A 26,081-nucleotide genomic window follows, 5' to 3' on the forward strand; every position below is an offset into this window, starting at 1 on the left:
GGCCAAATTACAAACATAAAGCATGAGTCGCGTTGCCTCACTAGGCGAATTGCAGTTACTCGCTTCCAAAGCCATTCCTCGTTGCCATATCTTATGCCTTTGTTGGAGATCAAAAGTTCAATCGGCTTACCAAACAATCGAATCCAAGTCCAAGCATTTACTACGGAAACTGCAACGACTCCAAACACGAGGGTTATCGACAGCACCACAATCGACTCATTCCGCCAAAAAAGAACTACGCCGACGAGGCAAATGGCTGACGTCCACACTGAGGCAAATAGCACCAATAATAATCGCATCCATTTCGTGTGATAGACGTGAAAGGTAAGACAACTTTGGAACATTGCTCTGCTTTCTTCTTTCATGTCCCGCGCCACCCTAGACAACACATTAGTCTTATTTAAAGCATTCATCGATCATGTCCCAGAGCCCACCGTTCCTGGAGAATCTCTCAGCAATTGTCGATCCGCCTCCGGCACCAATGCCTAGCCATCCTGCCCACACCGCCAGTTCCAGAGCGAGCGTTTGAGGAAGTTGTGATAAGGGAACAACCCCAATCATGCTGATTCCTGTTGCCCCAGCTACGGCGAACCCTGCGGCAGCCGATCCTGCAATTACTGCAGTTGCTTGTCCCAGCCTGGTACCAATTCGGAGTGCAGCGTCAACACAATCTTTCCCGCTTGTATTGGGATCAGTGTTAATCGGATTAGCGTAGAACCACCAATCAGAAAAGTATTGACCAACCCCACGTCCTAAGTTGCGTATTTCACGGTTTATAATGACACCGGGGTTCGGCGGAATCAGTCCCGTCGGATCAGTATTGCTTAGTGCATTGTTGTAGGCGTACTCCCGCAGGTTCTCAGTTCCACCATCAAACCCAATCGGGTCCTCACTCACCCACCTTCCCACCGTGGCATCATACCAGCGGTTGAGATTGTACTGGAGGCCGATGGTGATTTCGAAGGGGCGGGCGGTGTAGCCAAGGAAGGAGGTAATGCCGGTGGAGAAGGTGAGGGTGCCAAAGGCGTTGTAGATGTGGTGACCGGTATCGACGGTGGTAGTGAGTAAAGAGTCATAGGCAACGAAGTCGCGCGGGGTGCCAAGGTGGTCGGTGAGGCCGAAGTTGGGCGTCGAGCCGTGGGTGATGTCGGCGATGAGTTCGTCGGTGTTTTGGCCCCAACTATAGATGTGGGAAATGTCACTGCCGTCGTCACCGGAAAATTCAGTAGTTAACTGAGTACCTTCGTAGGCGAAGTAGGAATCGACGGCTGTAGCGATGCCGGGACCATCAGAATCGACGCTGCGGCGAATCCAACGATTGAACACATCGTAGCTGTTCTCGACAGTGCTTAGGACGTTATCGAGGTCATCTTTCTCGGTGACCGCAACCAGGCGGTTGCGGTGGTCCCAGGTGTATTCGGTAACGTAACTGGTACTGATGTTTGTACGAGTCGCGCGATTTCCTTCCGCGTCGTAGGTGTAACTGTATGTGCCGTCGCTCAGGAGCTGGTTGTTGTCGCCAGTAGTGTAGCCGGTTACACGGTTGCCGTTGGCGTCGTAGTCGTAGGTTTCATCGGTCGAGCCGGTGTGATCGGCCCCCACGAGTTGATCGGTATCGTCGTAGTCGTACTCGCTAAGCCCGTCCAGGAACGAATCGATCGACAGAATCCGACTGGCGGCGTCGTAGGTGTAGTCGTAACCGGCCCAGGTCGTGAGTCCGGTAGTGTGCAGGATGCCCGTGAGCCGGTTCAGGTCATCGTAAGAGTAGGCCGTGTCGGCCACGCCGATCGGCGTCGTGTTGTCACCTACGAAGCGGTTCAGTTCCGTGTACTGCCCGAGCTTGTTGTAGCTGAAGGCGACCCGATGCCAGAAGCTGGCCTCTTCGTCGCTCTCGCGAGTCAGTTGCTTCAGCCGATTCTGAGCGTCGTACTCAAACTCCGAGGTAATCTCCTCGGTCGTGCCGAAGTTCCAGCGGCTTTCGGTCCGATTGCCGGCCGCGTCGAACTCGTAATCGAAGGTGAGCGTATCGGTGAAGCCCGCGAACGTCTGCACTTCCTGTGTCACACGACCAAGTAAATCGTAGTTGTAAACATTGATCGCTGCCGGATCGCTTGCCTCTGTCAGTTGGCTAGCTGCATCGAACTCAAACCCAATTGTCCGCACGAGCGAAACTCCGTCGTACCACTTTTCCGCCGTTCGCCGATGCAGCGCATCATACTCGTACTCCGTCCGCCGAGCGAGTCTGTCCACCTTCGCCGTGAGATCGCCCGCCTGGCTGTATTCGAACGTGCGGGTAGCGCTCAGTTCATTCGTTTCCAGCACGACGCGGTTGAGCGCATCGAATTGCCAGGTCGTCGTATTCTCCTCGGGATCGGTGAGCGAGAGCCGATTCCCAACCGCGTCGTACTCGAAGCTGGTCACACCGGTAAGCGGATCGGTGACCGAGGTGTTGCGGTAGAGATTGTCGTAGACGTAAGTCGTCACCTTGCTGAGCGGACTCGTGACCGTCAGCCGATTCCCCACTGCATCGTAGGTGTAGCTGGTTACGGGCGCAGAGGCACCGCCAACTCCATCGGGGTCGGGCTGAGTAACGCCGAGGGTACGGCCTAGCTGGTCGTAGGTGTAGCTGGTGACATTGCTGAGCGCATCGGTCGATTCGAGGAGTTGCCCCGCGTCGTCATAGAGCCACTCGCTGACGGGAGACGTCAGTGGGCCTCCGCCATCAGGATCAGCCTGAGTGAGTTCGATCATGTGATCGAGCAGATCGTAGGCATACTCGGTCGTATTGCCGAGCGGATCGGTCTCACTTAACTTTCGTCCCGCAGCATCGTAGACGTAGCTGATTTCCGGCGCGGCGAGTGGTCCTCCACCATCGGGATCGGGAAGCGTGACAAGCACCAACCGCCCGAGACCGTCGTAGTCGTACTCCGTCACGCGATCGAGCGGATCGGTCACGCTCAGCAACTGCCCCGCCACATCGTAGACGTATTCCGTGACCGGTGAATCCAGAGGGCCCACGCCGTCTGGATCGGGTGACGTCACTCGTGTCTTGCGATTGAGGGCATCGTACTCGTAGGAAGTCACGGCCCCGCCCGGCGCAGTCAACGTCACCAGGTTGCCGACCTTGTCGTAGGCGTACTCGGTAATCATCGCCCCGAGCGGACCGTAATCATCCGGATCGGGCTGGGTAACTCGAATCAGCCGACCCAGGATGTCGTACTCGTTGGTGGTGACTCTTCCCAGGGCATCGGTGACAGTCAGCAGGTTGCCGGCTTCGTCGTAGGTCATCACGGTCACCGGCGATGATTGCGCACCCGCACCGTCCGGATCGGGCTGCGTGATGGTGACCGTCCTGCCATAGTTTTCGTAGGCATAGGTGGTCACATTGCCGAGTGGATCGGTCTCCGTCAGTTTGCGGCCCATCGCATCGTAAGAGAACGAAGTCTCAGGCGACGTCAGGATGCCGCCGCCGTCGGGATCGGGCATGGTGATTAAAACCAAGCGACCCAACTCGTCGTATTCGTAGCCCGTCACGCGACCGAGCGGATCGGTGACGACCGTAGGCAAGCCACGGTCGTCGTAGGTGGTGTAGCTGGTCGTGAGATTGGTATCGCCATCGTGATCTGGACGGTCGACTTGGGTTACCCTGCCGAGACTGTCATAGTGATAACTCGTTTCGCGGCCGAGCGGATCAATCTCGGTTACCAGCTGGCCCAGCGTGTTGTACACATAGCCCAAGGTGGGTCGCGCAAGTGGACCACCGGCGTCCGGATCGGGCTGCTGCACTTCAACCAACTGGCCAACCGCATCGTAGGTGTAGTCGGTGCGGCGGCCCAGCGGATCGAGTTCATACTCCAGCAGATCCTGGACATCGTAGAAGTACTGAATCATCGACTCCGAAACAGTCCCTTCGCCGTAAGTAGCGCGAATGAGATTGCCATGGCCGTCGTACTCCAGATACGTCACGCGTCCCAAGGGATCGGTGATGCGTTCGGGCAAGCCTGCCGGGGGATCACCGGGGGAACTGGGAACCGTGGTGAAAGTGAAACTGGTGACGACGTCGTCAGTCTCAAGATTGTATTCGTCGTCGACGCTGTCCACGACCTGGCGAATAGCGGTAACCAAGCCGGTGGCGGAGGCGACTGTATACAGCGTCATCAAGCCCCGCTCGTCCTCGTAGCTGAGCGGCACGTTCCAGTCTTCATCGTAGGTCCAGGTGCGCACGCTACCGTCTGGAAGTGTCATTTCGAGGAGATTGCCGAGGGCATCGTACTCATAAAGTGTTTCGTGGGCGGGCAAGGGACCAGCGCCGTCTGGGTCGGGATCGACTTGGCGGGTCAGCCTGCCGCGGCTATCACGCTCCATAATCGTGACATTCCCCAACTCATCCGTCGTTGAGGTCTTGTTACCGAAGGCGTCAGTTGTATAGGACAGAGCATTGCCAGATTGATCTTCGAAGCTACCGGCGACGCCGCTGCTTAACAACAGCGGGGCTGGATTCAGTGCGCTGCCCAACGTGCCAGAAGTATCGACGACGCCCGCCGTCATGGAGGGTGCAAACGTTTCTTCGGTGCTATCCGGCGCAACTCGCTTGTACAGTGAGCGATCGGGGCGATACTCGAACGTAGTCGCCTGGTTCTCGGCATCGGTGATACTGGTCATCAGCTTTGTGACCGGATCGTAGTCGAAGGTAGTCACTTTGGCCTCACCTGGCCCAGCACCGTCCGGATCGGTTTCGGTAACACTGACCAACAGACCGTCCTCGTCGTGCTCATATTCAGTGACTCGACCGGCAAAATCAGTCACACTGCTCAGTCGCCCTTCGGTGTAGGCAAAGGTCTTCGTGCGGCCAAAGAAGTCCGTGATGGTCTCGATATCATCGGCAATAGGACCGTCATCCGCATCGATGTAGGTGTAGGTGGAGACATTGCCGACCTTGTCGATTCGAACTTGCAATAACCCATCTTCGTCGAAGTGGCTTTCCTCCCCGTAAACGGTGCGGTAAACATATTCTCCGCCGCCGTAGACGAGCGTAGCGTCAACCGGGTTATCGCCGGTCGCGACGTATACTTCTCCATTGAATTTGAATCGAAAGAGGTTTCCCTCGCTGGTGACAAGGCTGGCTCCATTCTCATCGACAACCAGTCGGTCCACGCCTTCAATCGTCCAACGATTTCCTACCGAACTGCTGATCTGGTTGACGATCTCTTGGCGGCCACGGTATGTACGCGTGACCGAGGGCAGGCTCGGATAATGCTCGGTGAGCGTCATTTCCCAAGGGTATTCACCCGTGGGAAGGCTCGTCGCATCGGCCTGCAACGCAAAACGGTAGGTTTCGCCCGAACTCAGCGACGAGGCATCGTAGAAAACAGAGTCACCAATAATCCCACCGAAGGTGAGTTGGGCTTCGATCGCATCGGGTGTCCCGCTACTTGGTGTAAATGGCACATCCAGGGCAATCGTGGGATGGGGGTTCCCTTTGGATAAGTAGATCGCTGAGGAGAACTTCACTAACATCGCGCCAACGGAGTCGACGACCGACGTCACGACACCGTTTAGGCAATTGCACCAACAAGAGCAGACGAAGAGTTTTCCAAACGGGTTATCGTTATCCTCGATCGTGATCTTGCCCGTTAAGTCGCCCGCAGAAACATGCAAGGACAGGTTCGATAAAGTTGACTTGAAGTTCTCATCGAACTCCCAGAGGTTGTCATCTACGATTGGGACCAGAAACGTTTTCTCAGTCTCGCCAGGCGCAAAGGTGACTATGCCTCCAACCACTGAAAAGTCATCGTCGTGCTCTGCCCCGAAAAAGCCCAGCGGATCGTTTTCTTCGGCGCTATAATCGGCGGTGATTTCCCAGCTACTCTGGCTTGAAAGCGTGACAGTCACAGTCGCATATTTTGATTCGATACCCTCCGACACGTTAACGTCATCAATCGAAATCGACGGCGTTGCATCATCATCTTCGATGGTGCCAAGTGCTGCTCCGTCAGCCAAATCACCATCTTTGCTTACAGTCAGCCCAACCGAAAAGGTTTCATCGTCCTCATCCAGGCTATCACCTACAACGGCAACAGTCAGCGTAGTCGAGGTTTCACCCGCCGGAATGACAACATAAGAGTCACTTTCGAATTCGTAGTCTACGTTACCACTCGCGCTAATATCGTTTGTTGAATAAGATACAGTTACATCCTTGCCACTGACCGCATCGAGGCTAACTGTAAAGGTAAGCGTTGTTGAACTTGTAAACGACGGTCGAATAGTGCAGCGCGCGGCGGTTGAAAAGTGTGGCGCTGAGGTGGGGAAGGGTCTCAGTCTAAATCAGGGTGTTGGGGCATTCCAGTAAGAATCCTTCCTCCTCCGGAGGAGGAAGGATTGCGACGGTTGTAACGACGGCTAGGATTCTGCCGTTTCATCGGCGGGTGACAAGGATGAGGTCGCCGGTTTCGGGCGCGATCCTTTGCGGCGGCGCCGCGCGTCTTGCAAGCGATAACTTTCGCCGGTCGATTCGAGGATGTGGCAGCGGTGTGTCAGCCGATCGAGCACGGCGCCGGTCAGGCGCTCGCTGCCCAGGACTTCGGTCCATTGCTCGAACGGCAGATTGGTGGTCACGATCAACGATTGGCGTTCGTAAGCGCTACTGATGACCTCGAAGAGCAACTCCGCGCCCAGCTTACTGGCGGGGACGTAACCCAGCTCATCGAGGATCAGCAGATCGAACTTGGCTAGTGACGACTTCATCCGCAGCAGCGTCCGTTCTTCTCGGGCTTCCATAAGTTGCGTGATCAGTTCCGTCACGCGGCAGAAGCGGACCCGTTTGCCCCGCTGACAGGCGGCAATGCCAAGCGCGATGGCCAGGTGCGTCTTCCCCGTGCCCGGATGCCCGAGAAAGATCACCGACTCGCGGCGTTCCACGAACTCGCACCGCAGTAGTTCTGCCACCAGCACGCGATTGAGCGAGGGCTGGGCGGCGAAGTCGAAATCACCAGGCGATTTCAGGTTGGGAAAGCGCGCTGACTTGAGCCGCCGCTCGCTGGCACGCTTCTCACGGTTGAGTAACTCCAGCTCACACAGTTGCAGCAGAAAGCCCAGATGATCGACGTTCTCCGTCGCACACCGCTGGGCCGTTTTCTCGCAGCCCTCCAGGAACGACGGCAACCGTAGGGCCTTCAAGTGATGCTTGAGCAGCACCGTGCTTTTGGTTTCGAGAGATTTCATAACACACCTCCCGTCGTCAGCGCGCAGGTCAGTTCACGGTAAGACAGGAGATTGGGAGGAGGGATCGAGTGCGACTGCAGATGCGGATGATTGTCCAGCCGAAACCACCGCGTCGGCTCTTCCAGTCCCTGCTGCACGAGCAGCCGAATCGCATCGACGGCCAGAACGTCGATCTCCAGTGCCCGCTCAATCGCCGCAGTTAATGCAGCCAGCGAGATAGTCTCCAGCAGCCGCAAGGTTTTGATGAACTCCCGGCGGCCGTGTGCGCCGCCATCTGCTTCCAGACGCCGCCGGAGGAGATCGAAACAGTCCGGCAAGCCCCAGTTTTCCAGGGGTTTCGCGAAGTCCAAGCCCCCTGGCTTCCGCTCCAAGAGTGCCAGGTAATGCAGCGGGTTGTAATGGACCTGCTCCTTCGACCAGTCGCGTGGATGCTGGGCAACCAACTTGTCGTTAACGACCAGCCGAACTTCCTCCAGGCCGCCAATTGCGGTCACTTTCTGATGAGCATACTGCGTCGGCACCGAGTAATCGTTGCCGTCGAAGCGAACCAAGGAAAGAGAGTTGGCCTGGGCCGGTTCGACTCGCCGCGCTTCAAAGCCCGACTTCGGCAGCGGCAACAACGCAGCCTGCTCCTCTGCCAACAACGTGGCTTTGTTCGCCGGTTGTCCGCGTAACTGGCGTTCCAGATCTTCACAGCACTGCCGCTCGAGTTCGGCATTCAGCACTTCCAGGCTGCCGGTCCGTGGTACCGGCACCAGGAAGTTCCGCCGCGCGAAACCGATGAGGTTCTCCGTATGCCCCTTCTCCATCGGCCGTCGCACCAGGCAGAAGTGATGCTCAAACAGATAATGACTCTGCAGCCGTAGGAACTCACGCGTCGGCGTGTCACCCCGTTTCCCCACGAACCGGGCCACAGCAATCCGGCTGTTGTCGTAGCTGATCCGGCGGGGCACGCCGCCGAAGAACTCAAAGGCCCGCTGATGGCCCGCTTGAAACGTCTCGGTGCATTCGCGAGGAAAGACCTGCACGAAGAACGCGTCGCTGTACGGCAACGACATGACGCAGTACGCGACTTTCGTCGGCATGCCTTGCAGCACCACCTCCGCTTCGCCGAAGTCGAACTGGGCTTCGCCCGGTTGATGCGACAAGGGTAAGAACACCTCCGCCGTGGTCGTTCGCCACTCCCGCACGACCTCGCCGACCACCGTGATCCCGCCGGTGTAGCCATGCTCGGCACGCAGGCGGTCGAAGATCCGTTTAGTGGTGTGGCGCTGCTTGCGGGGCGCCGTTTTGTCCTGCTCCAGGATCTCGTGGATGATCGGCAGGAACGGATCGAGTTTGGGCCGCTCCCGGGGCAGACGTTGTCGATAACCGGGCGGCTCAGGGTGCTGCAGGATCTTTTCGAGGGTCTGCCAGTGAAGGGAAAATTCCCTGCAAACCGCTCGTTTGGATTTCTTCTCGGTCAGGACAAGACGACGGATTTCGGTCCAGTTATGCATATCTCGCAGCATGGGCTACGCTCGCGGATCGTAAGGCTTGAGACGCTGGGAAGCCTCAAATCTGCCTTACGGATTCTCACGAGCAGGGCTAGCGCTGCACTTTTCGACCGACCATCGGCTCCGCCGCGCGCTGCACTATTCGACCGTCGTTTACAGAGACTTAGCAAAGGCTTGCCGATCTAGGTTTGCTACCAGTGATGCTGCTGAGATGGCACTGCAACAGTTGGTCGATCTGAAACTAGGTGAATGGCAACCTATCCCGACTACCGCTCTTGGCGGCCGACCCTCTCGCGAGTTCTCACTTAAGCAAAGTTGCGGCACAACCTCCGAAACGCCAGAGAATCAGGCAGGTTGTGCCCCTGAGACCAGCCTGAAATCGAAGTTAGACGCCTACAGGAAGACCCGACAAGCCGCAGCAGAGGCACCCCAAAACACGCCCTGCGAGCATGACGACCACACGCAGTTTGTCCGCCGAGGCAATGAGATGCACTGCCCAGGCTGCGAGCGGTTCATGGGGTTTGCTGATGAGTACGAGGACCGGGCAGCGCGACCCGAGCCCCAGGACGACGACGGGGAGGGCGAATGAGGGCACCCCCCCCCCGAAAGTGGAAGGTACTCCGACGGCCACCCGGCAGGGGTGCGGGTAGGCAATGGCACGCATCGGCGAAATACGAAATTTTTAAAATCAGGTTTACATTTACATTGCTCCTGCAATTAAATTGCATGTAGCCCAAAGGCTTGCGGAGAACCGCGAGTGTCAACTTAGGGGGTTTGCTTGACATGGCAACACGATACGACCTTGCGAAACGCTACGAGGTATCCCGGCAGACCATCAATGAGTGGCGGGGGATTGGTGCGCCGGTCAATGGGGACGTTGTTGAGGATATGGACGACTGGGTCCTGACGAACCGCAAGGATCGATGGCCGTTTGCGCAAACGTGCCGCTGGTCCGAACTGCTGCTCTTTGCGATTGAAGACTTGGGCGAGCGCATCGAACCCGATGAGTTGCGTCAGTATGCCGCTGAACTTGCGTGGTCCGTGCTGATTCGCGCAGCAACCAAGCGGCCGGACATCACCGTCAGCGACTTGCTGAACTTGATTCAGCCCCCCGCCCCCATTGAAGCCGAGCCGAATCCGAATTTTGAAAATTAAAAATTCTGCAGGGATGCTTTACATGGACCAGCCCAACACACCCCGCAAGTCAACCGAGGCATTGCCGCGGCACGTCTTCCGAGAACATCAATGCCAAAACTGCAAGAGCATCCACTTGGCGATAAAGGGCAGCACGCGACCAGCCGGCAGAAGTCGATTACGCCGGGCCAGTTGCAAGGACTGCGGTTACCAGTTCGTGATGGTTATGGTTTTGCAGGAATAGCTAACTCATTCAGTTAATCATTTTCTGGACTATCGGAGCATATGCTCGACAATTGGGGCAGACGTTCACAACCTTTCATCAGGAAATAACCAATGTCAAAGACATCAGTTTCCCCAAGTCGCAAGATGCAACTCTCGCAGAACAGTGCTGCCATGCGTGAAGCTCTCGTGGCAAATGCTGCCCAGTGCAACATTCTTCGCGCTGCACTCTTGAGTGATCCGCCGTCCGATCTGCGGCAAGCCTACCGAGCAACGCTTTCCAACCTGGAAGCCACCGGCATCGCGATTGCCGAAAAGCTCGGCCACATGAAAACCGAAATCGAACTCCCTATTTCCTAACCCCTTTCGAAAGTCTGACCTATGACGACTCTACTTGACCGCGTGTTCGGCCGAACCAACGCCGATCCCCACAAGGCCACCCGCGACGCGCTCCCCACGCCAGCCGACCTGGAAGCCGCCGAAGCCAACTACCGCCAAGCCAGCCTGGCCTTTACCGCTGCTCAAGCCAAAGCTGCCAGCGGTGAAGTGTGGCCGGGCAGTGTGACGCCGCACCAACTTCGCTTCAGTGAAGCCGGGCAGCGCGTGCAACGCTGCAAGGAAGGGCTGCAGAAGCGACGCAACCTCGCCCCCGTCGAACTGCAGGAGAAGTACCGCCGAACCAAGGCCGGGCTCGTGAAGCTCGCTGGTGAACGCCGCAAGCTCAATGACGCCCTGGCCGAGCAGGCCCGCGAAGTGGCCAAGTTGACCACCGCTCGTGATACCGCCATTGCCAGCCAGAAACAGCACGAGGATCCCAAGGATCGATTCCGCAACGCCGATCTGGCTCGCGCCGTGCAATCGGCCGAGCGTGCTTTGCTCAATGCCGAACTCGACCACGAGAACCTCGTGGAACAGATCGACGCCAACGCCCAGGCAATCTTGGAAGCCGAGCAAGCCGTGGCAGCCGCCAACAACGAACTGCTAACTGCCTAACCGATTCACAAACCGGGGCGCGAACGGATAACACGCGAACGGACCTGGCAAGTAAACCTTGCGATTTTTTGCAGGACCGTCCCCGCAAGAGAAAGAACCAATAACGGTCGGGTGGTGGCGGTTGCTGAGTAGCCGTCACCCCCGCCCATAACACAAGGAAAAGAACGATGTGCGGAATTGTATTTGACGACAAGTGGCCGCGGGTCCAACAAATCTTGGCGATGGAAATGGGTGGCATGAATCCCCTCGAGCGCATGGCCGCAATGGCGGAACCCAAAAAGACAGAGGCCAACCTGTCAGCGACTCGCGCACGCATGAGCGAATTTACGCCCGTGGGTGTCGATCCCGCAACCAACGAAAGCTGGCACGGCGAGATAGACGTGGTGACCGGCGACGCCTGGCAGGATGAACTGCCACAAGCCAAGGCCGCGTTTTCTCTCGGCACCGATCCGTTTACTGGCCGGTAGTAACACACGGGGCAGCACGGTCCGCGCCGTGGCATTTTGCAGTAGATGGGCTTTTTGGTCGGGGTCTGTCTGCCTGCCCCACCTTTCACGATAGGAACAGCGCATGTCTGAGGAAATGAAGTGGGTAGTAAGTGCTGATGACAAGGACGTTATCGCTGCATTCAAGCGAATGCAGAAGGAGACCGACAAAGCAAAGCAGGCCCTGAAGGACGCGGGCGAAGCCGGCGCGAAGGCGGGCAAGCAAAGTTCGGATGCGTTCGGGGGCACAATCAAAAACCTCCGCGAGATGGTATCCCTGGCGACCGTGACGACTACCGCCATTGCCGGCTCGGTGGCGATCTATCGAAATTGGGAGCAGGAAGTCAACCGCGTCCGCGAAGCCCACAAGGGACTGCAGTCCGACATCATCAAAACCATCTCCGCGAATAACGACCTGCGCAATGCGTCGCAGATTGAAACCGCGATCAAGAATCTGAAAGGGCTCACGCCGGGAGATGCGACCAGGGGCTTCGGCGCGGCCACCGCTGGCAGTCCGTCGATGAACTGGCAGAAGCGACTCGACATTGTTCGCGAGTCTGCCCCGCTGGCCGCGATGGGGCACGACATTGCAGGGCAAGCGAACATGGCCGCGAAGCTGGCCGAACTCGACCCCATGATGAGCGCGAACGATTCCGCCGACTTGGCGCTGTTCGTCCGTCAGCGGCTCGGCGAAGATGCCAGCAAGGCTGGGGGCGGTGAGTGGCTCGCCGCTGTTGGTCGCGCTAAGCAAGTCGGCATGAGCACCGACGAAGCCGTGGGCATTGGTGTTGCTGGTGTTGAGGCAAACCTGCCGGCTGGCGTTATCGGCAACCTGATGGGGAAGTTGATTGAGTCTGACCCTAACAAGGGCAAGCCGATCCGCTCGGCTGAGGATCGAGCCAAGGCGAATTGGTACAAGCTCCCGACCTGGCAGGAAAAGCTCCGAGCGGTGCAGAACGATGCCAAGCTGGCCGGAACTATTCTCGGCACTGGCGGGGCAATGGACCTCTCCGCGATGGGTGACGGCTCAACGCAAGCTGCAGCAGCGCGTGCGGCGCGCGAGCAGAACCTCGTGCAACAGAACGCCGCCGACTTTAACAACTGGCAAGGCGGCAAGCTGGCCCAGCAGCAGTATTTTAATCAGGTAAAGGTGTCGCAGACCGATACGAAGATCGGTGACGCGATGGCCCCCGCCGACACTCTGCGGCAGACCTACGCGGCCGACGCCTACGAGCGGAACAGCGGCACCATTGGCCAAGCAAACTACCGCTGGCAGATGGGTACGAACTTATACGCACGGCAGATGTGGGCTGCGGCAACCGGTGGCGACCAGGTGCAAGCGGTACGCGCTGGCATCCAAAATGAAATCGACTTTAACCGCGGGGGCGCCAATAAGAACCTGCTGAACAAAGACGACGGCAAGCGATACGACGACTTTATCAAATCGCTCGACAAGAACACGAAGGCCGTCGAAGAGCAGAACCGAATCATGGGTGGCAACGGTGGCAAGCCGCCAGCGAAGAAGATCGTCAACGCGGATCGTCACATCGATTAGGAATTAACCGACCATGCACGAACAACTAGCCGAACTGCGAGCAGAGAATTCCGTCCTGGTTGCCGCGGTGGTCGACCTGCAAGCGCGGGTGACTCGCGACGAAGTGGCCATCGGGAACTTGCTCACGCTGATTCAATCGCTGCACACCCAACACGGGCAACACATGATTCAATCGCTGGAACTGGCGACCGAACTGCGCGACCACCTGAAAGAGCATCAGGAACAGCGCGAGACCGACGAAACGGCCGGCGACTGGTGGAAAGAGGGGCCGCGGGATTACGAGGAGACGGACAGATGATTGAGCACATCTATTACCTTCTGGATCCGATCACCAGCGAAATCAAGATTGGCATTAGCTGCGACGTGAACTCGAGGCAGCGAAAGCTTGCCAACGAGAGAGGCACATCGTTGGTTTTATTGGCATCGCATCGTGGCACCATTAACGATGAGCGGCGAGCGCATGTAGCTTGCAAGTCCTACCGAGTGTCTGGTGAGTGGTTTACGGATTGCGGTGCGGTTCGCGCATACATTCAGAGCCAGTTGACCCAAAAAACGGACGCAGCCCTAGAGCGAGTTCGGCAACTCATCGACACCCTGGAGCAGCATGGCAAAGGCGAGTCGGCAGACTGGCACGAAGATTTGACGACGGCGATAAGCGAAGAAATGGCGGATTACCTTCGCTTGCTCGCATTTCGCAATTTTTCCGTAGGTATCGCGGCGTGAATTCGCAATAGGACGCACGCTAGAACGCGCTAACGTGCTTTTAGGTATCAACGGTCACCGACGCGGGGAACGCTCTAGCGGGGCTGCTAGGCTTTCTTCCGCTTCGGTGGCTTCGGTTCAGCCGGTCGCAGTTCTAGGCCGAAGTGAGCGGCAAGTTTATCTGCAGTGGTCAGCCTCAAATCCTGACCGTTCATAAATCGTGCGAGCATCGGCTGAGCAACGCCGCATTCTTTCGCGAGTGCATTTACCGACGTGCCACAATCCCTGATGGCTTCGCGCAACTGGTCCGTCAGCGACATTTATTCACGACCTATGCTAATGCGTATTGACGTATCTATGCGAAAGAGTATAAATACCCAACCGCTGACCAACGTGGCCGGCGAAAACGAAAACGGTCGCGGCGATGCTACTAACCATCCCGCGACCTGGCCCCAATCTCTCTAGGAGATCGAGACAATGACCAGTGTAGTTATCCCTGCCCGGTGCGACAACGCGGCAGCATCTCCCCCGAACGTCACGTTTCTCGACGTGACCGACGACAATGGCAGGCTTCTCCTGCGGACGTTCAACACGGCCGAGGCAGCAGCCTACAAGCACGCATGGGATAGCGTCCAAGCCCCTGGCGTGAACCGCTGCCGAATCGAGCAACGGTCTGCAACTCTTCCCGCGCGGGCCTAGCACGCCCGGTCTGTCTTGTCCCCCTGTCCCCTGCAAGTGCTCGCTGTGAGCGCCTGCGCACGCACAACCAATTCTGAAGGCTGTTTCAAATGACAATCAAACAAAAGCCGAGCAAGGCATACAAGCGGAACCTCAAGAAGCTGTGGAATAAGCGGCCACCTGATGAGCCGGAGCCAGTATTTAGCGACGAGGACACAACGATAACGATTTACGAAGTCGTCATTCCTCAAACCGGCAAGATACTTCGCCGGATGCTGGAAAAGCGCAGCGCGCTCGTTTCCTGCAACGCGTGCAACTCGCTCAATTTCTTTGCCGAACCTAACAAGGTGGCAATCATTCGCGAACGTGAGGCGGTTCTCTGCTCGGTGAGAAAATCACCGGACGTGGAACGTGCCGAAGCGGAGGCGTTTCTCGCCAGTCTCGATTCTGCCGTTGCCAAGGTTGAAGCCGCCTTTAAAGGCAGAAAGGTAGGTGCCCGATGAAGCCCGAACAAATCCAAGAAGCCCGCGTAGCAGCCGAGCGAATGATTGCACTCGGCAACCGGAAGGATAAGCAGGCACGGCGGAAAATGAACGATGCCGAACTGAAGGTAGAGTTCTCGCGCGTGCTCGCAGAGATTGACGCATCGACCAGCCGGCTATTAGCCGCAATGGAACGCAAGTAACCTCTCACCCCTCGCCCCTGGCTTCGGCTGGGGGCTTTCCTTTTGGAGAAACGAACAATGGACGAGATCACCGTCAAAGTTACGAAGTATGCCGACCGCCGATTCTGGCTGATGTACTACGATTGCCCGATGAGCGGCAACCGGGAAACCCGCAGCACGAAGCAGGACAAGCAGAAGGATGCCGAGAAGGTAGCCGCCAAGTGGGAGGCTGAGCTACGCGAAGGACGCTATAAGCCGCTGGTCAATATCGGCTGGGCTGAGTTCCGCGAACGGTATGAAGCCGAAGTTGTGCCGCGAATGGCAGTCACCACACGGAGCGCCATAGCCACCACGCTCAACAGTATCGAGCGGATTCTCAACCCGCAGCGACTCCGCGACCTGACCGAGGAGCGATTGAGCTATTACCAATCGAAGCTGCGAGCGGCCAAGCTGGCCGAACCGTCGATTCGCTCCTATTTCGCGCACCTCAAGTCGGCGCTGGCATGGGCTGCTGATCTGAAGTTGCTGGCCGCAGTTCCCAAGGTGAAGCTCGCCAAGCGTGGTAAAGGCGTGAAGATGATGAAGGGCAGGCCGATTACCGGCGAAGAGTTCGACCGAATGCTGGCCAGCGTGGAAGCCGGCTTACTGCTCGCCGCGAAGGAACGCCGGGCAATCCGTGTTAAGAGCGAACGGCGTGGCAATGAAAAGCCGCAGAAGGCCCGCAGCGATGCCGCCAAGTTGGCTGACCAGAAACGCAATGAAGCATTCGCCAAGGCTACAGCCCCCGCGTGGCGCCGCCTGCTGGTCGGTCTGAGGCTTTCCGGCTTGCGGCTCGGGGAAGCTCTCAACCTCTCTTGGGACGATGAGTCTGGAATTCTGGTCGACCTGAGCGGCAAGCGCCCGATGCTGCGAATCTTTGCCGATCAAGAGAAAGGTGGTCAGGACCGGATGCACCCGGTGACGCCGGACTTTGCCGAGTTCCTGTGGGCAACCACGCCGGCAGAACGCACGGGCCCGGTGTTCCCGATTCCGAGCAAGGGATTCCGGCAGACCGTGGGCATGGTCTGGGCTTCGATGGTGATTGCCTGCATTGGCCGGGCTGCTCACGTCGTCGTCGACAAGGAATCGGGCAAGTTCGCCAGCGCTCACGATCTGCGCCGGACGTTCGGCGAGAAGTGGTCCAAGCTCGTGATGCCCGTTGTTCTGCAGCAGCTAATGCGGCACGAGGACATCAGCACGACGATGCGGTTCTACGTTGGCAAGAATGCCGAAGCGACTGCCGATGCGGTCTGGGAGGCTGCCGGACGAATCAACACTTTCGTCAACAGTCAGCCAGAATCGAAGAATGAGCAGAGGCTCGAATCGTCGCAAGTGCTTGGCACTTCAGCGACTTAGAAAATTGACCTCCATGGATTTGAACCATGACTAAATGATCCAGAATCATTCGTGCTACCGTTACACCAGAGGTCAAGGTGAGTCTTAAAGTTACGTCGTTTTGGCAGGTGGGTCAAGGGTGGTTACGGCAACGACTTTCTGAAGCTGTTGCAGTCTTCACCTTACACCCTGAGAAATAGCTTCCACCGGATTCCCCTTGCGGATGGCGGCGAGGATAGCGCGGAGGCGCTGGCGATAGTACTTCATGCCGGGAAAGAAAAAGCAAGCGGCGGCGACGACACCGAAAATGAAGTGCGCGTATTCGGGAAACAGTGCCATCAGTCCGGCCGTTGCAAACAGGGCGAAGGCCTGGATATAGAAGGCCCCGGTGAGCATGCCCGCTTTGATCAAAAAGGCCATACCGTTGATGATGCCCAGCATGGGCGAGAGTTCAAGCACATCGAGTTCCAGCCAATACTCCAGCGGGAAGAGGAGCGCGATGCTGATCATACTGCCGGCCCAGATGTGGGCGATTTGCCGCTCGACAAAGGTCACTGGCCCCATGCGACGACGAAGAGCCCAGAAAACTGCCGCCCAAGTTCCGAGCCCCGCGGTCCACAGCAAGAAGTAATGCCAGCGGTTATCGTCGCCCGACAACTCCAAAGCGTTCGTCAAGCAGCAAACGAGAAACAGCACCAAGCTGTGCCACATCCACAGCAGCCCCCAGTTTTCCAGAACCTGCGCGTGATGCGTCTCGCGCATCCAGCCTGCCAGGACTTGGGCAAACCGCCCACTGCGGGCCGAGATGCTCTCGTCGTTTAGATAGGCGTCGAGATCGCGGGCGAGCGCTGCGGCCGATGTGTACCGGAGATCGGTGGGCTTTTGCAGGCAGCGGAGGCAGATCATTTCCAGATCGCGGTCGGCATGTTGGTTGAGCATGCGCGGTGGAACGGGATCTTGCTCAAGCACCATTAGCACGGTTTCGACCGGCGAAGCACCTTGAAAGGGTGGACGACCTGTCAGCATGTGATACAGCACCACACCCAGGCTATACACGTCGCTGGTTGGTCCGACTTGCCCGCGATTGCCGGCGGCTTGCTCGGGTGCCATGTAAGCCGGAGTGCCGAGAATCGCGCCAGTCTTCGTCAAGCTCGGCTCATCGCTGATCTGCTTTGCCAGGCCGAAATCGGTGACGTGCGGCTGACCCTGCTCATCAAGGAGAATATTCGACGGCTTGAGGTCGCGGTGAAGCACGCCCTTTTCGTGGGCAAAATGGATGGCACGCGCGACCGACACCAGTAGCTTTGCGGCGTCGCGCGAGGGCATTGGCCCATCGGCCAGTCGCTGGGCGAGCGTGGTGCCACGGATGTACTTCATGCTGAAGTACGGACGACCTTCGATCTCGCCCACTTCATACACAGGGACAATGCCCGGATGATCGAGCTTCGCTGCCGCTTGCGCTTCGGCTTGAAAGCGTTCTCGTTCTGCATGGCGGGCCAGTTGCCCGCGCAAGATCATCTTGATGGCAACCTCGCGTCCCAAGCTCTCTTGCTTGGCGCGAAAGACGACTCCCATGCCGCCACGACCGAGTTCTTCGAGCAACACATAATCGCCCAACTGACTCGGCAACTCCAGCGAGCCAGTGCCGGAATCGTGCTTGCCGGGAGCCATCGTTTCTGCGACTGAGGAACTCTTGCCGGCCACCTGCGCAACCATAATTGCGCCCCACAGTTCGCGCAAATCACTGGCGAAGATGGGGTGCTCGCGGCATTGCCCTTCCAGGTCGATCTGCTCGCCGCGCTGCGCACGGTCGGCCAAGTCAGCAATGAGCATGGCGAGTCGCTCTTCGTGCTGATTGGCTTCAAGATCGTGCGGAGAAGGCTGAATCATGCCGATTGCGAGCAGTGTTTACTCGGCCCCTTCATCGATGACAGAAGTCGGATCGTTGAGCAACACTCGTAGCCGTTTGATCGCCCGCAAATAACGCATGCTGGCCGCCGGTTCACTGAGGCTAAGTGCCTGAGCGATCTCTTGATTCGAGAGTTGCTCGAAATGCCGCATGATGATGATTTCGCAGTCTTGATCGGGCAGCTTGGTAATCGCGAGTTCCACGGCTTTCACCATTTCCGCTTGTGTTGCTGCCGCAGCAGGTGTCATTTGCGGGTCGCACAGCTGGGCGACGAGCTGCATCGTCGAATGATCGTCGGCCCCTGCCACCAACATCGGTTGCTCGCGATCGACGCTTCGTTTGGCGGAACCGCGGTGCCGCCGGTGGGCATCGATAATTCGATCCTGGGCAATTTGCCGGAGCCAAAGGTGAAATGGCATTACGGGATTGGCGATATAGTCTTGCAGCCGGCGATTCGCCTCGACGAGGACGTCCTGCACGACGTCGCTCACATCGACGCGTCGTTGCACTTTATGGTCGAGCCGCATCTGCACCATGCGACGGAGCGAATCGCGATGGCGGTCCATCAGGCGGTTCACCGCATCGGCATTCCCGTCTTTAGCACCGGCGAGCAGATCTTGCGTTGGTTCTGGTTGTGGCCACATGGGGACATTATCGCCTGCGGCGGGGGCCAGAGCGAGAGTGGTAGAGGTAACAGGAAAATCGTTGGTGTTAAGTGGTAGATTCGGCCATTTGAAATCTGGCAGCAAACCACCTAACTTATGGAGGCTGGCCGGCATTTCCCTGGAGCGTCACTCCAACGCTGGCGCCTCACTCAGCAAACAAACATCTCTTGAGGTTCCACCAGATGACACTCAAGTCCGATCTTTTCAAAAAGAGTCAGCAACTCAAAGATTGTGAAGTCAAAGACAGCGCCCATATCGTGGCCGATGAGCCCCCCAAACGTCGCGGCGTGAATAACAAGGGGCCGCATGTGCCGCTGATTCACAAGGCGTTGCGGAAGGTAATGTCCAACCCCAAATTTGGCCTGGAGGAACCGGACGAAGTCTACGGTCCGCTGACGGCCGAGGTGGTGCGGCAGTTCAAGCTGGGGCCGCCCATGATTTTGAACAAGGCACTCGGCCAAACGACACCGGACAACATCATTGGCAAATTGACGATCAAGGAACTGGATCGTCAGGTAGCGCTGCTCGAAGGGAAGGAACTTCCCGATCTGCCGATCGTGCCTCTCGATCCCGACGCGCGCCGCTTCACGGTGGTGCCGTTCACGTCGCTGGGGCCTTTTATGATCAGCGAGCAAAAACATAATCCCGGCGAAGACGACCTCGACAGCACGCCACGCCAGCCCAGGAACGTGCCGATGACGCAAGCGCTCAAAGATAAAATGGCGCTTGCTCGTGCTTCGCTGACCTTCGCCGAAGCCTCGATGAAACTCGAAATCCGGGGAGCTGCTGGTGCCCTGGGTGAGGATATGGCGAATCGCTTTTTTAAGAACGGCGCCGTGCAAGAAATGCCCTTTGGCCCGAACGATCTCCTGACGCAGGCCGTGGCCAAGTCACCCACCTTCCTCGCTTGTCATAAGGAAGTGCAGGATTTGATTACGGAGACCCTCAAAGAGCGAATCGTGAAAGAGCATGTTTGCGACTATCACGATCTGGACGTCGTTCGACATCGCATTGTGCCCGACTTGCCGAATTGGCCCGCCTTTCCTCCAAGTGAACTTGCCCTCAAAGCCGTGATCGGAGGGACCAAAGGACTGGAAGTTTATCTCACCAATTTCACCGCAAGCGACGATCCGCCCCGCTGGCAATCGAAGTTGAAATATGTGCTCTACGACCATTTCGGTATCAACGACTCCGACCTGATTTTGAACAGCACCTTGCACGGTACCCAAGGGCAGGTCTCAATGTGGGTGATGCAGCACGAAAAGCGCCCGGGACATTTTCCGTTTATCACCAAGATCACCCTGTTCTTGGACGGCAGCGGAGATTTGTCATGATCACTCTTGGTCGGAGGTGAGAGGAAAGTTTGGCTGGGGATGGTCGTGAAGCGACCGCCCCCAGAAGCATGGATGATCAATTGAACTGGGGGTTGCTCTGGCGCTCCGTCCCCATTCGCGCACGATTCGTGCCCTGGCCCCTCATCTCTGGCCCCAACTCCCCCTAAATCCTTACCAGCTGCAAACTTCCCTCCCCTCCCCTGCCCTGTTTCTGCTAAAAAACTGGCTGGGAATCTCGGGGCACAAATCAAAACGTGCTGGCGCGTCGTCTGTATTAAGAAGGCATGAGTGTGGCATCCCCCTCCCGCAAAGCTGTCGGCAGCGATACCGCGGTCCAGCCGGCAACGCGCCCGGCTAGATCGTTGGAGGACGCGTTTGCGCTCCACCAGTCGGAATTGCTCGGCACGCTGTACTACCTGGTGGGGAATTTGGAAGATGCCCGCGACGCCTTGCAGGAAGCGTTCGTCAAGTGTTGGAAGCATCAGGACCAGGTCGAGGGAGTGCAAAACCTCAAGGCCTGGATTTTCCGAATTGCTTTAAATACGGGGCGCGACCTGCGCGAGACCGCCTGGCGGCGCAAGCGGCAAGGCCTGCCTGAAGACGAAAATTCACTAGCAGGGAACCAACTGCGCCCGGACGAAATTGTGGAACACGATGAACGTATGCAGCGGCTACGCAGTGCGATGCAACTGCTGCGAGAAGAAGAGAAAGAAGTCTTTCTGCTGCGGCAGAACGGCGAGTTGACCTACGAAGAAATTGCCGAGGCCTTGGGCATTCCCTCGGGCACGGTGAAAACGCGGATGCGGTTGGCCCTAGCGAGATTGCGAGAAGTGCTGGCCGAAGGATGACGCCGGTAACAAGGTCAGAATGATTGCAACAGGATTTTGCAGCTGTTGGCGAAACTCACGATGGGCGAGCCAGCGGCGGGAATGTCAGGCAAGATGAATACGAACGAAGAACTCCGACAGCAACTTTGGGAAATGGCCTACGGCCTACTTGATCCCGAGGCAGAAGCTGCGCTGCACACGCAAATCAAGTCCGATCCGGCAATTGCCCGGCTGTATGCCGAAGTGCGTTTGCAGACCGACCTGGTCTCGAATGCTGCCCGCGTCGAAGATTCGTCTCTCAATATTTCTATCGGTCCTGCTGCAGACGTTGCCACGCAAGACCATCGCGTTCGTTCCAAGTCTCCTTCGCGTAGCCATTCGAAAGCCTCGCCTCGGCCCTTGGCTACAGGTGCACAGTACCAGGCCGGCAGTTCAACCAATTGGCTGGCGATCATCGGTACGACGGCCCTGTTGTTCCTATTAGGTTTTGGGTTGTGGCAGCCGGAGTTTCTCGCTCGTTCGGTGACGATTCAAAACACGGCGATGAACTCCGAGCCGCGTGAAGCATTTTTCACCACCGTGAGTGTTCCTTCGGCCCTGAACGAAGGCCTGACAAACACGATTGAAGTCGAGACACGCAGCACCCAGGACCAAGCCTTTGCAGCTGACCTGGATGTGCGGCTGGTCGATGCGGCGGGACGTGAAACGTTTCGCCAAAAACTGAGTACCAACGAAAAAGGTCGGGCTGAAGTTTTGTTGCCCGGCGCGGCGCTACGCCCCGGGGTGCGATTGCAAGTTTCTCCCGCCGCTGAGCAAGCGCAAGGCCAGCGAGATCAAACGCAAAGTCTGTCGACAGAGTTGCCGATTGCTGCGGAACGTCAGCGAACTCTGATGTTGCTCGAAAAGCCGTTTGCCGATCCTGGTGAGAAAGTTGGTTTCACCATGGTGGGGGTCAAGGAGTTTTCGAAGGAAACTCAGTTGCCGCCAGCGGATGAGTTGATGGTCGAGAATCGCGCGGGCGCCGATGTGGTGCAGCCCATGTGGACTGCCGATGCGAACATCGGTGTCATCAAAGGCGAGTTTGAACTTCCTCCGGCAAGTTCGACAAATGGACTGACGATGCGACGGGAAGCAGCCGGTCTCAAGACTGTGGAACAGCAAACTGCCGGCGTTGATCTCTTAGCGAACAGATCTGCGGCTGAGGGCAATGTGATTGAAAAGCAATCGTTGCCCCTGTCACGTGGTTTGATGCTGCGCAACGACAACGCAGCCTCGGCGAACGGAACTAATCGCAATAACGAACCCATGCGTAAAGCGGGCGAGAGCGCTCTGAAGCTGGCTCGCACAGCCGATTCGCAGGCATTGGCCGCCAATCTCTCCGGTGCTGCCAACCAGACGGAGAGTGGCAAAACTCCTGCTCTGCCCGCGCCAGCAATGGCCCCCGCTGCAGCACCGGTTGAGGTAGCTCCTGTTGCTCCGCCGGCACCTCCCTTGGCAGCGAAAGGCTTTCAACGGGGAACTTTGGAGGACGGACGTGCTCAGTTAGCAGATGCAAAAAACAAGAGTCAGGTTCCAGAGGTTTCACGCAACGTTGCTCCCAGCAAACCTGGCGCGGTTGCTGTTGATAAGTCTGACCTTCCTCCGCCCAAGGCTGATCAACTGGCTGCGAATCAAGTTGAAGCAGAGCAAGCGAATAGTAAACTGTCAGCATTGAAGCTGCAGGCGAAGGAGTCCGCCAACTTCAAATCTCTGGCAAGTAACGGACGAGAACCACAGGCCGCGCTGTCGCCGACGGATATTCACGAATCGTTGGGTGATTTGCCCGTTCCGGCTGAGTTGGCGAGGCAGTCAGTGATTGTCGTTGCGACGAAAGACAATACGGTGATTGCTCGCCAAGAGCTTAGTCCGCAAGAGCTCGCAGCAAACAAGCGAATCTCGCTTCCGCCCGAAGTTGAAGGTGTAGTTGACCTGGAGTATTTTCGTCCAGGTGATTCGAGCGCGCCCATCTATCGTCAACAAGTGAAGCGAGCTGCCTCGCGCTCGTTGCACTTTGCGATCGAGGGGCTGAAAGACGACTATGCTCCCGGTGAGCGAGTGCAATTAAAAGTGCGCGTGCAAGATGAAGAAGGTCGCCCTGTCTCGGCGGCAGTCGGCGTTCGCGTGTGGGAAGAAAACGCGGTGCAGCAAGTGCGCGAGCCGCTACTGCTTGCTGATTCGTTTTCGCGAGCCAAGGCTCGTTCGGTTGATGTCGACGAAAAGCAATCGCTGGCTCTGGCGGGGACGTCTCAATTTCGCAAATCGGCCGTGCAGTTAAATTCACGCGCTGCAGATCCACCCGCAGTTGCAGCGGCCAATGCTCCAGGCGAACTAGCGGCTGCTCCTGCCGGTGGCCAATTGGGCGCTGCCAACGCTCTTGAGGCAGAACGCAAAGATGGTCAACGAGATCTCGCGAAGGCGCAGATGGCGTCTGACGAAACAGGATTCGCCCTGGCTCCCGTGAGCGTGATAGTGGCCGACAACCGCGCCGAAGTAATGAATGAAGTGAACCGTGCTGCTGACATGACCGCCGCGCTGGAAAGTCAACGGCAATCGAGTCAGCGCAGAATCATCGGCAAGGTGTTGGCATTTTCTGCCGGTGCCCTGTTGTTGCTTGTTGGCGTGTTGGCTGTCGCGCGCCGCCCCGTACGCCCGCTCGTTTGGCTTCCTGCGGTCAGCGTGGCGCTCCTCACGCTCGTGGTGGGAGCGGTTCAGCTCGTGTCTTCGGGGGCACGCCAGTCGTTGCCTCACTCAGCAGCAGCTCCGGCGATTGAGATCGCCATGTCGCCGGCTGAATCACAGAACGAGGTGCCCATTTCACCGCCCAGCGCTGAGGTTACTTCTGCGGAAATAGAATCGCTGAAGCGAACTACTCCTGCTCAAGCAGTTGCTGCTAACGGTGAGTCGAACGATGCGGTCGTTAGGGTGCCTGCAGCGCTACCGCCAGCACCGGTCGTAGCCGCGCGAGAGATGAAGCGAGAAGGTACCACGCTCGATTCGCCAGCGCTGCAACAGACGCAAGCTCCCGCCAAAGTCGACAAGCGGCGAGCAGTGGGTGAAGACAAACAGAATGCTACCGACAGCCCCGCTGTGGTTGCTCGCGCCTTCGGTGCGCCGGCTGCGAAGAAATCCGTCGGTGTGCAAGCGTCGGAAGGGAACCGCGATGGCGGCGTTGCCGGCGATAGCGTCGTCAACGATCTGGCAGGGGGCGAAATCAGTTTGCCCAGTTCGCTCTTCTGGCGTCCCCTCTCACCCAGCGAACCCGATGGCAGCGTGACGATCGAATTCAACATGCCTGCTGTTGCGTCTGAGTATCGCCTGCTCGTGGATGCCATTGGCGGTGGTCGTCTGGGTGGGCAGCAGCAGTTGCTCATTTGCCGCGAACGAGCGCCGTAGTGAATCCTTCGCCTCCGCTTACCACGCCAAAGGTTGCGGTTGCTGATCCCAAAAGAGCCAGCGGCGTCGTTCGCGGTGTGTAGCGGTACCGATCTGATATGGGTCGGCCTCACCGGTATGCAGATCGATGATCGACAGGTATCCCGCATGACTGCTGGCTATCAGTCGCTTGCCATCGGGAGAGAGATCGAGGCCGCTAATCGTCGAACCGAGAAAATGCTGCCAGAGCAAGTTCCCCTGCAGATCGATGGCCCTTAACCAGCCGTTGGCATTTCCCAGAATGAACATCTTTTCGTGCGCGGCCACCGCGTACACTCGCGATTCGTCTTCCAGCATGCGGAGGCGCGGATCTCGGTCAACATCGATAATCTCCAGTTCGGGAACGATGCTCAACGGGACTCCGCGGCTGCTCCCCCAATAGAAGTGGCAGGAGTTGCAAAGAAGCAGACTATCGTCAGCGCTAAACGCCATGAAGTGTGGGTACGAACTGGTTGGCGCAATCTCGCCGGCAAATTGCAACTGCTCGTTGAAGATCCAGTGGTTGCCCCATTGGTGACCGAGTGCAAACCAACGACCGTCGTGCGAGACGGCTCCGTGCGGCATATCTAACCGGCTGGATTCATTATCTTCTTCGCCGCTCGGTCTTCCCTTGGGCCCGTCATAGCGATCGCGAAACTCGTCGGGCGTCGGCAGCAGTCGAATTGCCCCAGTGTTGGTCAGCACGAAGATTCCGTTCGAGGTGACAAGCAGAGCGAGTTGCCCGTTCGGGAATGGAATCAGTTGGTGGATGTTGGGCAAATAGGGAGGGCTTTGTTCCTGCCACGACTTTCTGCGAAACGTCAGCCGCTTGGGAATTCCCTCGAGGCCGGTTGGCCACTGCAACTGGCTAACAATGGGGCCATCCCAGCCATCATGAATCGTAATTCGTTCGAGCGTAGCCTTGGCAAAATAGCGGCGATTCGGTGAACGACCATAAGTGATGAGGTCCGGCAAGTCGGTTACCGTGAGGTCATCGATCACGGCCACACGCTTATATTGATAAGGCGCGCCAATACCCACGACGATCCGGCCATTGGGCAATAGCGAAATAGGTTGCAGCGCGCGGCCGTTGTCTTCAAGCAGATCCACCAACGGATTGTGCGCGGGAGGAAACCGTTCGCGCAGTCCCGCGATGTTGCCGCTGGCATTAGCTGAACGCACGATTTCTAAGACGCGGCCGGTAAAGCGTTGGCAATTGTCGGGCGTCGGTTCCGTGGGATCAGGATCTTTCGATCTCAAACGATCTTGCACGGATTCGTTCGCCGCATGCACATAGGCGGCGGTTTCGGCCCGCCACAGGGCGGACATTTCGTCGTCGGAAGGTTCGGGCGCAGCTTGAGTCATGTTGCCG

Annotated in this window: 21 protein-coding genes; 14 read left to right on the plus strand and 7 right to left on the minus strand. The window is 57.7% G+C overall.

The features are described from left to right. Window positions 1-396 precede the first annotated feature (396 nt). From ETAA8_RS13615 to istA, 3 genes are all read right to left on the minus strand, one after another. Entirely contained in the window at window positions 397-6,318 is a 5,922-nt protein-coding gene (locus tag ETAA8_RS13615) for a Calx-beta domain-containing protein (protein ID WP_391484819.1), read from the minus strand. Between the two features lie 81 nt (window positions 6,319-6,399). Continuing rightward, window positions 6,400-7,221: an IS21-like element helper ATPase IstB gene (istB, locus tag ETAA8_RS13625; protein ID WP_145086466.1), complete on the minus strand. Its 822-nt coding sequence runs from the start codon at window positions 7,219-7,221 to the stop codon at window positions 6,400-6,402. Further along, a complete protein-coding gene (gene istA, locus ETAA8_RS13630) occupies window positions 7,218-8,732 on the minus strand; it encodes an IS21 family transposase (RefSeq protein WP_145086469.1) in 1,515 nt (504 codons plus the stop codon). Before istA ends, istB begins: the two co-directional genes overlap by 4 nt. A gap of 768 nt (window positions 8,733-9,500) precedes the next feature. Between istA and ETAA8_RS13635 the strand changes: the two genes are divergently transcribed. The 7 genes from ETAA8_RS13635 to ETAA8_RS13665 all read left to right on the plus strand — a co-directional run bounded on the left by ETAA8_RS13635 (window position 9,501) and on the right by ETAA8_RS13665 (window position 13,829). Continuing rightward, a complete protein-coding gene (locus ETAA8_RS13635; RefSeq protein WP_145088886.1) occupies window positions 9,501-9,872 on the plus strand; it encodes a hypothetical protein in 372 nt (123 codons plus the stop codon). Window positions 9,873-10,187: 315 nt separating this feature from the next. Further along, window positions 10,188-10,433 (plus strand): hypothetical protein, encoded by a 246-nt coding sequence (locus ETAA8_RS13640; RefSeq protein WP_145088889.1) that lies wholly within the window; start codon window positions 10,188-10,190, stop codon window positions 10,431-10,433. A 21-nt stretch (window positions 10,434-10,454) separates the two neighbouring features. Next, window positions 10,455-11,066 carry a hypothetical protein gene (locus tag ETAA8_RS13645; RefSeq protein ID WP_145088892.1) on the plus strand — a complete coding sequence of 204 codons (612 nt, stop codon included), beginning with the start codon at window positions 10,455-10,457 and terminating at the stop codon, window positions 11,064-11,066. A 167-nt stretch (window positions 11,067-11,233) separates the two neighbouring features. Then, complete coding sequence (locus ETAA8_RS13650; RefSeq protein WP_145088895.1) at window positions 11,234-11,533, plus strand: hypothetical protein; 300 nt, start codon at window positions 11,234-11,236, stop codon at window positions 11,531-11,533. Between the two features lie 103 nt (window positions 11,534-11,636). Then, complete coding sequence (locus ETAA8_RS13655; protein WP_145088898.1) at window positions 11,637-13,106, plus strand: hypothetical protein; 1,470 nt, start codon at window positions 11,637-11,639, stop codon at window positions 13,104-13,106. A 13-nt stretch (window positions 13,107-13,119) separates the two neighbouring features. Beyond that, window positions 13,120-13,404, plus strand: a complete 285-nt coding sequence (locus tag ETAA8_RS13660; protein WP_145088901.1) for a hypothetical protein — start codon at window positions 13,120-13,122, stop codon at window positions 13,402-13,404. Next, entirely contained in the window at window positions 13,401-13,829 is a 429-nt protein-coding gene (locus ETAA8_RS13665; RefSeq protein WP_145088904.1) for a GIY-YIG nuclease family protein, read from the plus strand. Before ETAA8_RS13660 ends, ETAA8_RS13665 begins: the two co-directional genes overlap by 4 nt. Before the next feature lie 86 nt (window positions 13,830-13,915). On the opposite strand, the gene ETAA8_RS13670 is transcribed toward ETAA8_RS13665, so the two are convergent. After that, window positions 13,916-14,128, minus strand: a complete 213-nt coding sequence (locus tag ETAA8_RS13670) for a helix-turn-helix domain-containing protein (RefSeq protein WP_145088907.1) — start codon at window positions 14,126-14,128, stop codon at window positions 13,916-13,918. Window positions 14,129-14,285: 157 nt separating this feature from the next. On the opposite strand from ETAA8_RS13670, the gene ETAA8_RS13675 reads away from it, so the two are divergent. The 4 genes from ETAA8_RS13675 to ETAA8_RS13690 all read left to right on the plus strand — a co-directional run bounded on the left by ETAA8_RS13675 (window position 14,286) and on the right by ETAA8_RS13690 (window position 16,545). Next, the gene (locus ETAA8_RS13675) at window positions 14,286-14,507 is read left to right on the plus strand and encodes a hypothetical protein (protein WP_145088910.1); all 222 of its coding nucleotides are present in this window, start codon (window positions 14,286-14,288) and stop codon (window positions 14,505-14,507) included. Between the two features lie 89 nt (window positions 14,508-14,596). Further along, window positions 14,597-14,989, plus strand: a complete 393-nt coding sequence (locus tag ETAA8_RS13680; protein ID WP_145088913.1) for a hypothetical protein — start codon at window positions 14,597-14,599, stop codon at window positions 14,987-14,989. Beyond that, window positions 14,986-15,171 carry a hypothetical protein gene (locus ETAA8_RS13685; protein WP_145088916.1) on the plus strand — a complete coding sequence of 62 codons (186 nt, stop codon included), beginning with the start codon at window positions 14,986-14,988 and terminating at the stop codon, window positions 15,169-15,171. The genes ETAA8_RS13680 and ETAA8_RS13685 overlap by 4 nt, the downstream gene beginning before the upstream one ends. A 57-nt stretch (window positions 15,172-15,228) precedes the next feature. Next, window positions 15,229-16,545 carry a tyrosine-type recombinase/integrase gene (locus ETAA8_RS13690; protein ID WP_145088918.1) on the plus strand — a complete coding sequence of 439 codons (1,317 nt, stop codon included), beginning with the start codon at window positions 15,229-15,231 and terminating at the stop codon, window positions 16,543-16,545. Between the two features lie 156 nt (window positions 16,546-16,701). Here ETAA8_RS13690 and ETAA8_RS13700 read toward each other — a convergent pair whose 3' ends face one another. Further along, window positions 16,702-18,414 carry a serine/threonine-protein kinase gene (locus ETAA8_RS13700; RefSeq protein ID WP_238397754.1) on the minus strand — a complete coding sequence of 571 codons (1,713 nt, stop codon included), beginning with the start codon at window positions 18,412-18,414 and terminating at the stop codon, window positions 16,702-16,704. Between the two features lie 18 nt (window positions 18,415-18,432). Further along, window positions 18,433-19,077, minus strand: coding sequence for a sigma-70 family RNA polymerase sigma factor (locus ETAA8_RS13705; RefSeq protein ID WP_145088921.1), 645 nt, complete (start codon window positions 19,075-19,077; stop codon window positions 18,433-18,435). Window positions 19,078-19,280: 203 nt separating this feature from the next. On the opposite strand from ETAA8_RS13705, the gene ETAA8_RS13710 reads away from it, so the two are divergent. From ETAA8_RS13710 to ETAA8_RS13720, 3 genes are all read left to right on the plus strand, one after another. Then, window positions 19,281-20,432 (plus strand): peptidoglycan-binding domain-containing protein, encoded by a 1,152-nt coding sequence (locus ETAA8_RS13710; RefSeq protein WP_145088924.1) that lies wholly within the window; start codon window positions 19,281-19,283, stop codon window positions 20,430-20,432. A gap of 290 nt (window positions 20,433-20,722) precedes the next feature. Continuing rightward, window positions 20,723-21,280 (plus strand): RNA polymerase sigma factor, encoded by a 558-nt coding sequence (locus tag ETAA8_RS13715; RefSeq protein WP_238397755.1) that lies wholly within the window; start codon window positions 20,723-20,725, stop codon window positions 21,278-21,280. Window positions 21,281-21,325: 45 nt separating this feature from the next. Beyond that, window positions 21,326-24,691, plus strand: coding sequence for a hypothetical protein (locus ETAA8_RS13720; protein WP_145088930.1), 3,366 nt, complete (start codon window positions 21,326-21,328; stop codon window positions 24,689-24,691). 18 nt (window positions 24,692-24,709) lie between these two features. On the opposite strand, the gene ETAA8_RS13725 is transcribed toward ETAA8_RS13720, so the two are convergent. Then, window positions 24,710-26,074 (minus strand): WD40 repeat domain-containing protein, encoded by a 1,365-nt coding sequence (locus ETAA8_RS13725; RefSeq protein ID WP_145088933.1) that lies wholly within the window; start codon window positions 26,072-26,074, stop codon window positions 24,710-24,712. Window positions 26,075-26,081: the final 7 nt, after the last annotated feature.

The organism is Anatilimnocola aggregata (assembly GCF_007747655.1).
In the GTDB taxonomy this organism is placed as follows: domain Bacteria; phylum Planctomycetota; class Planctomycetia; order Pirellulales; family Pirellulaceae; genus Anatilimnocola; species Anatilimnocola aggregata.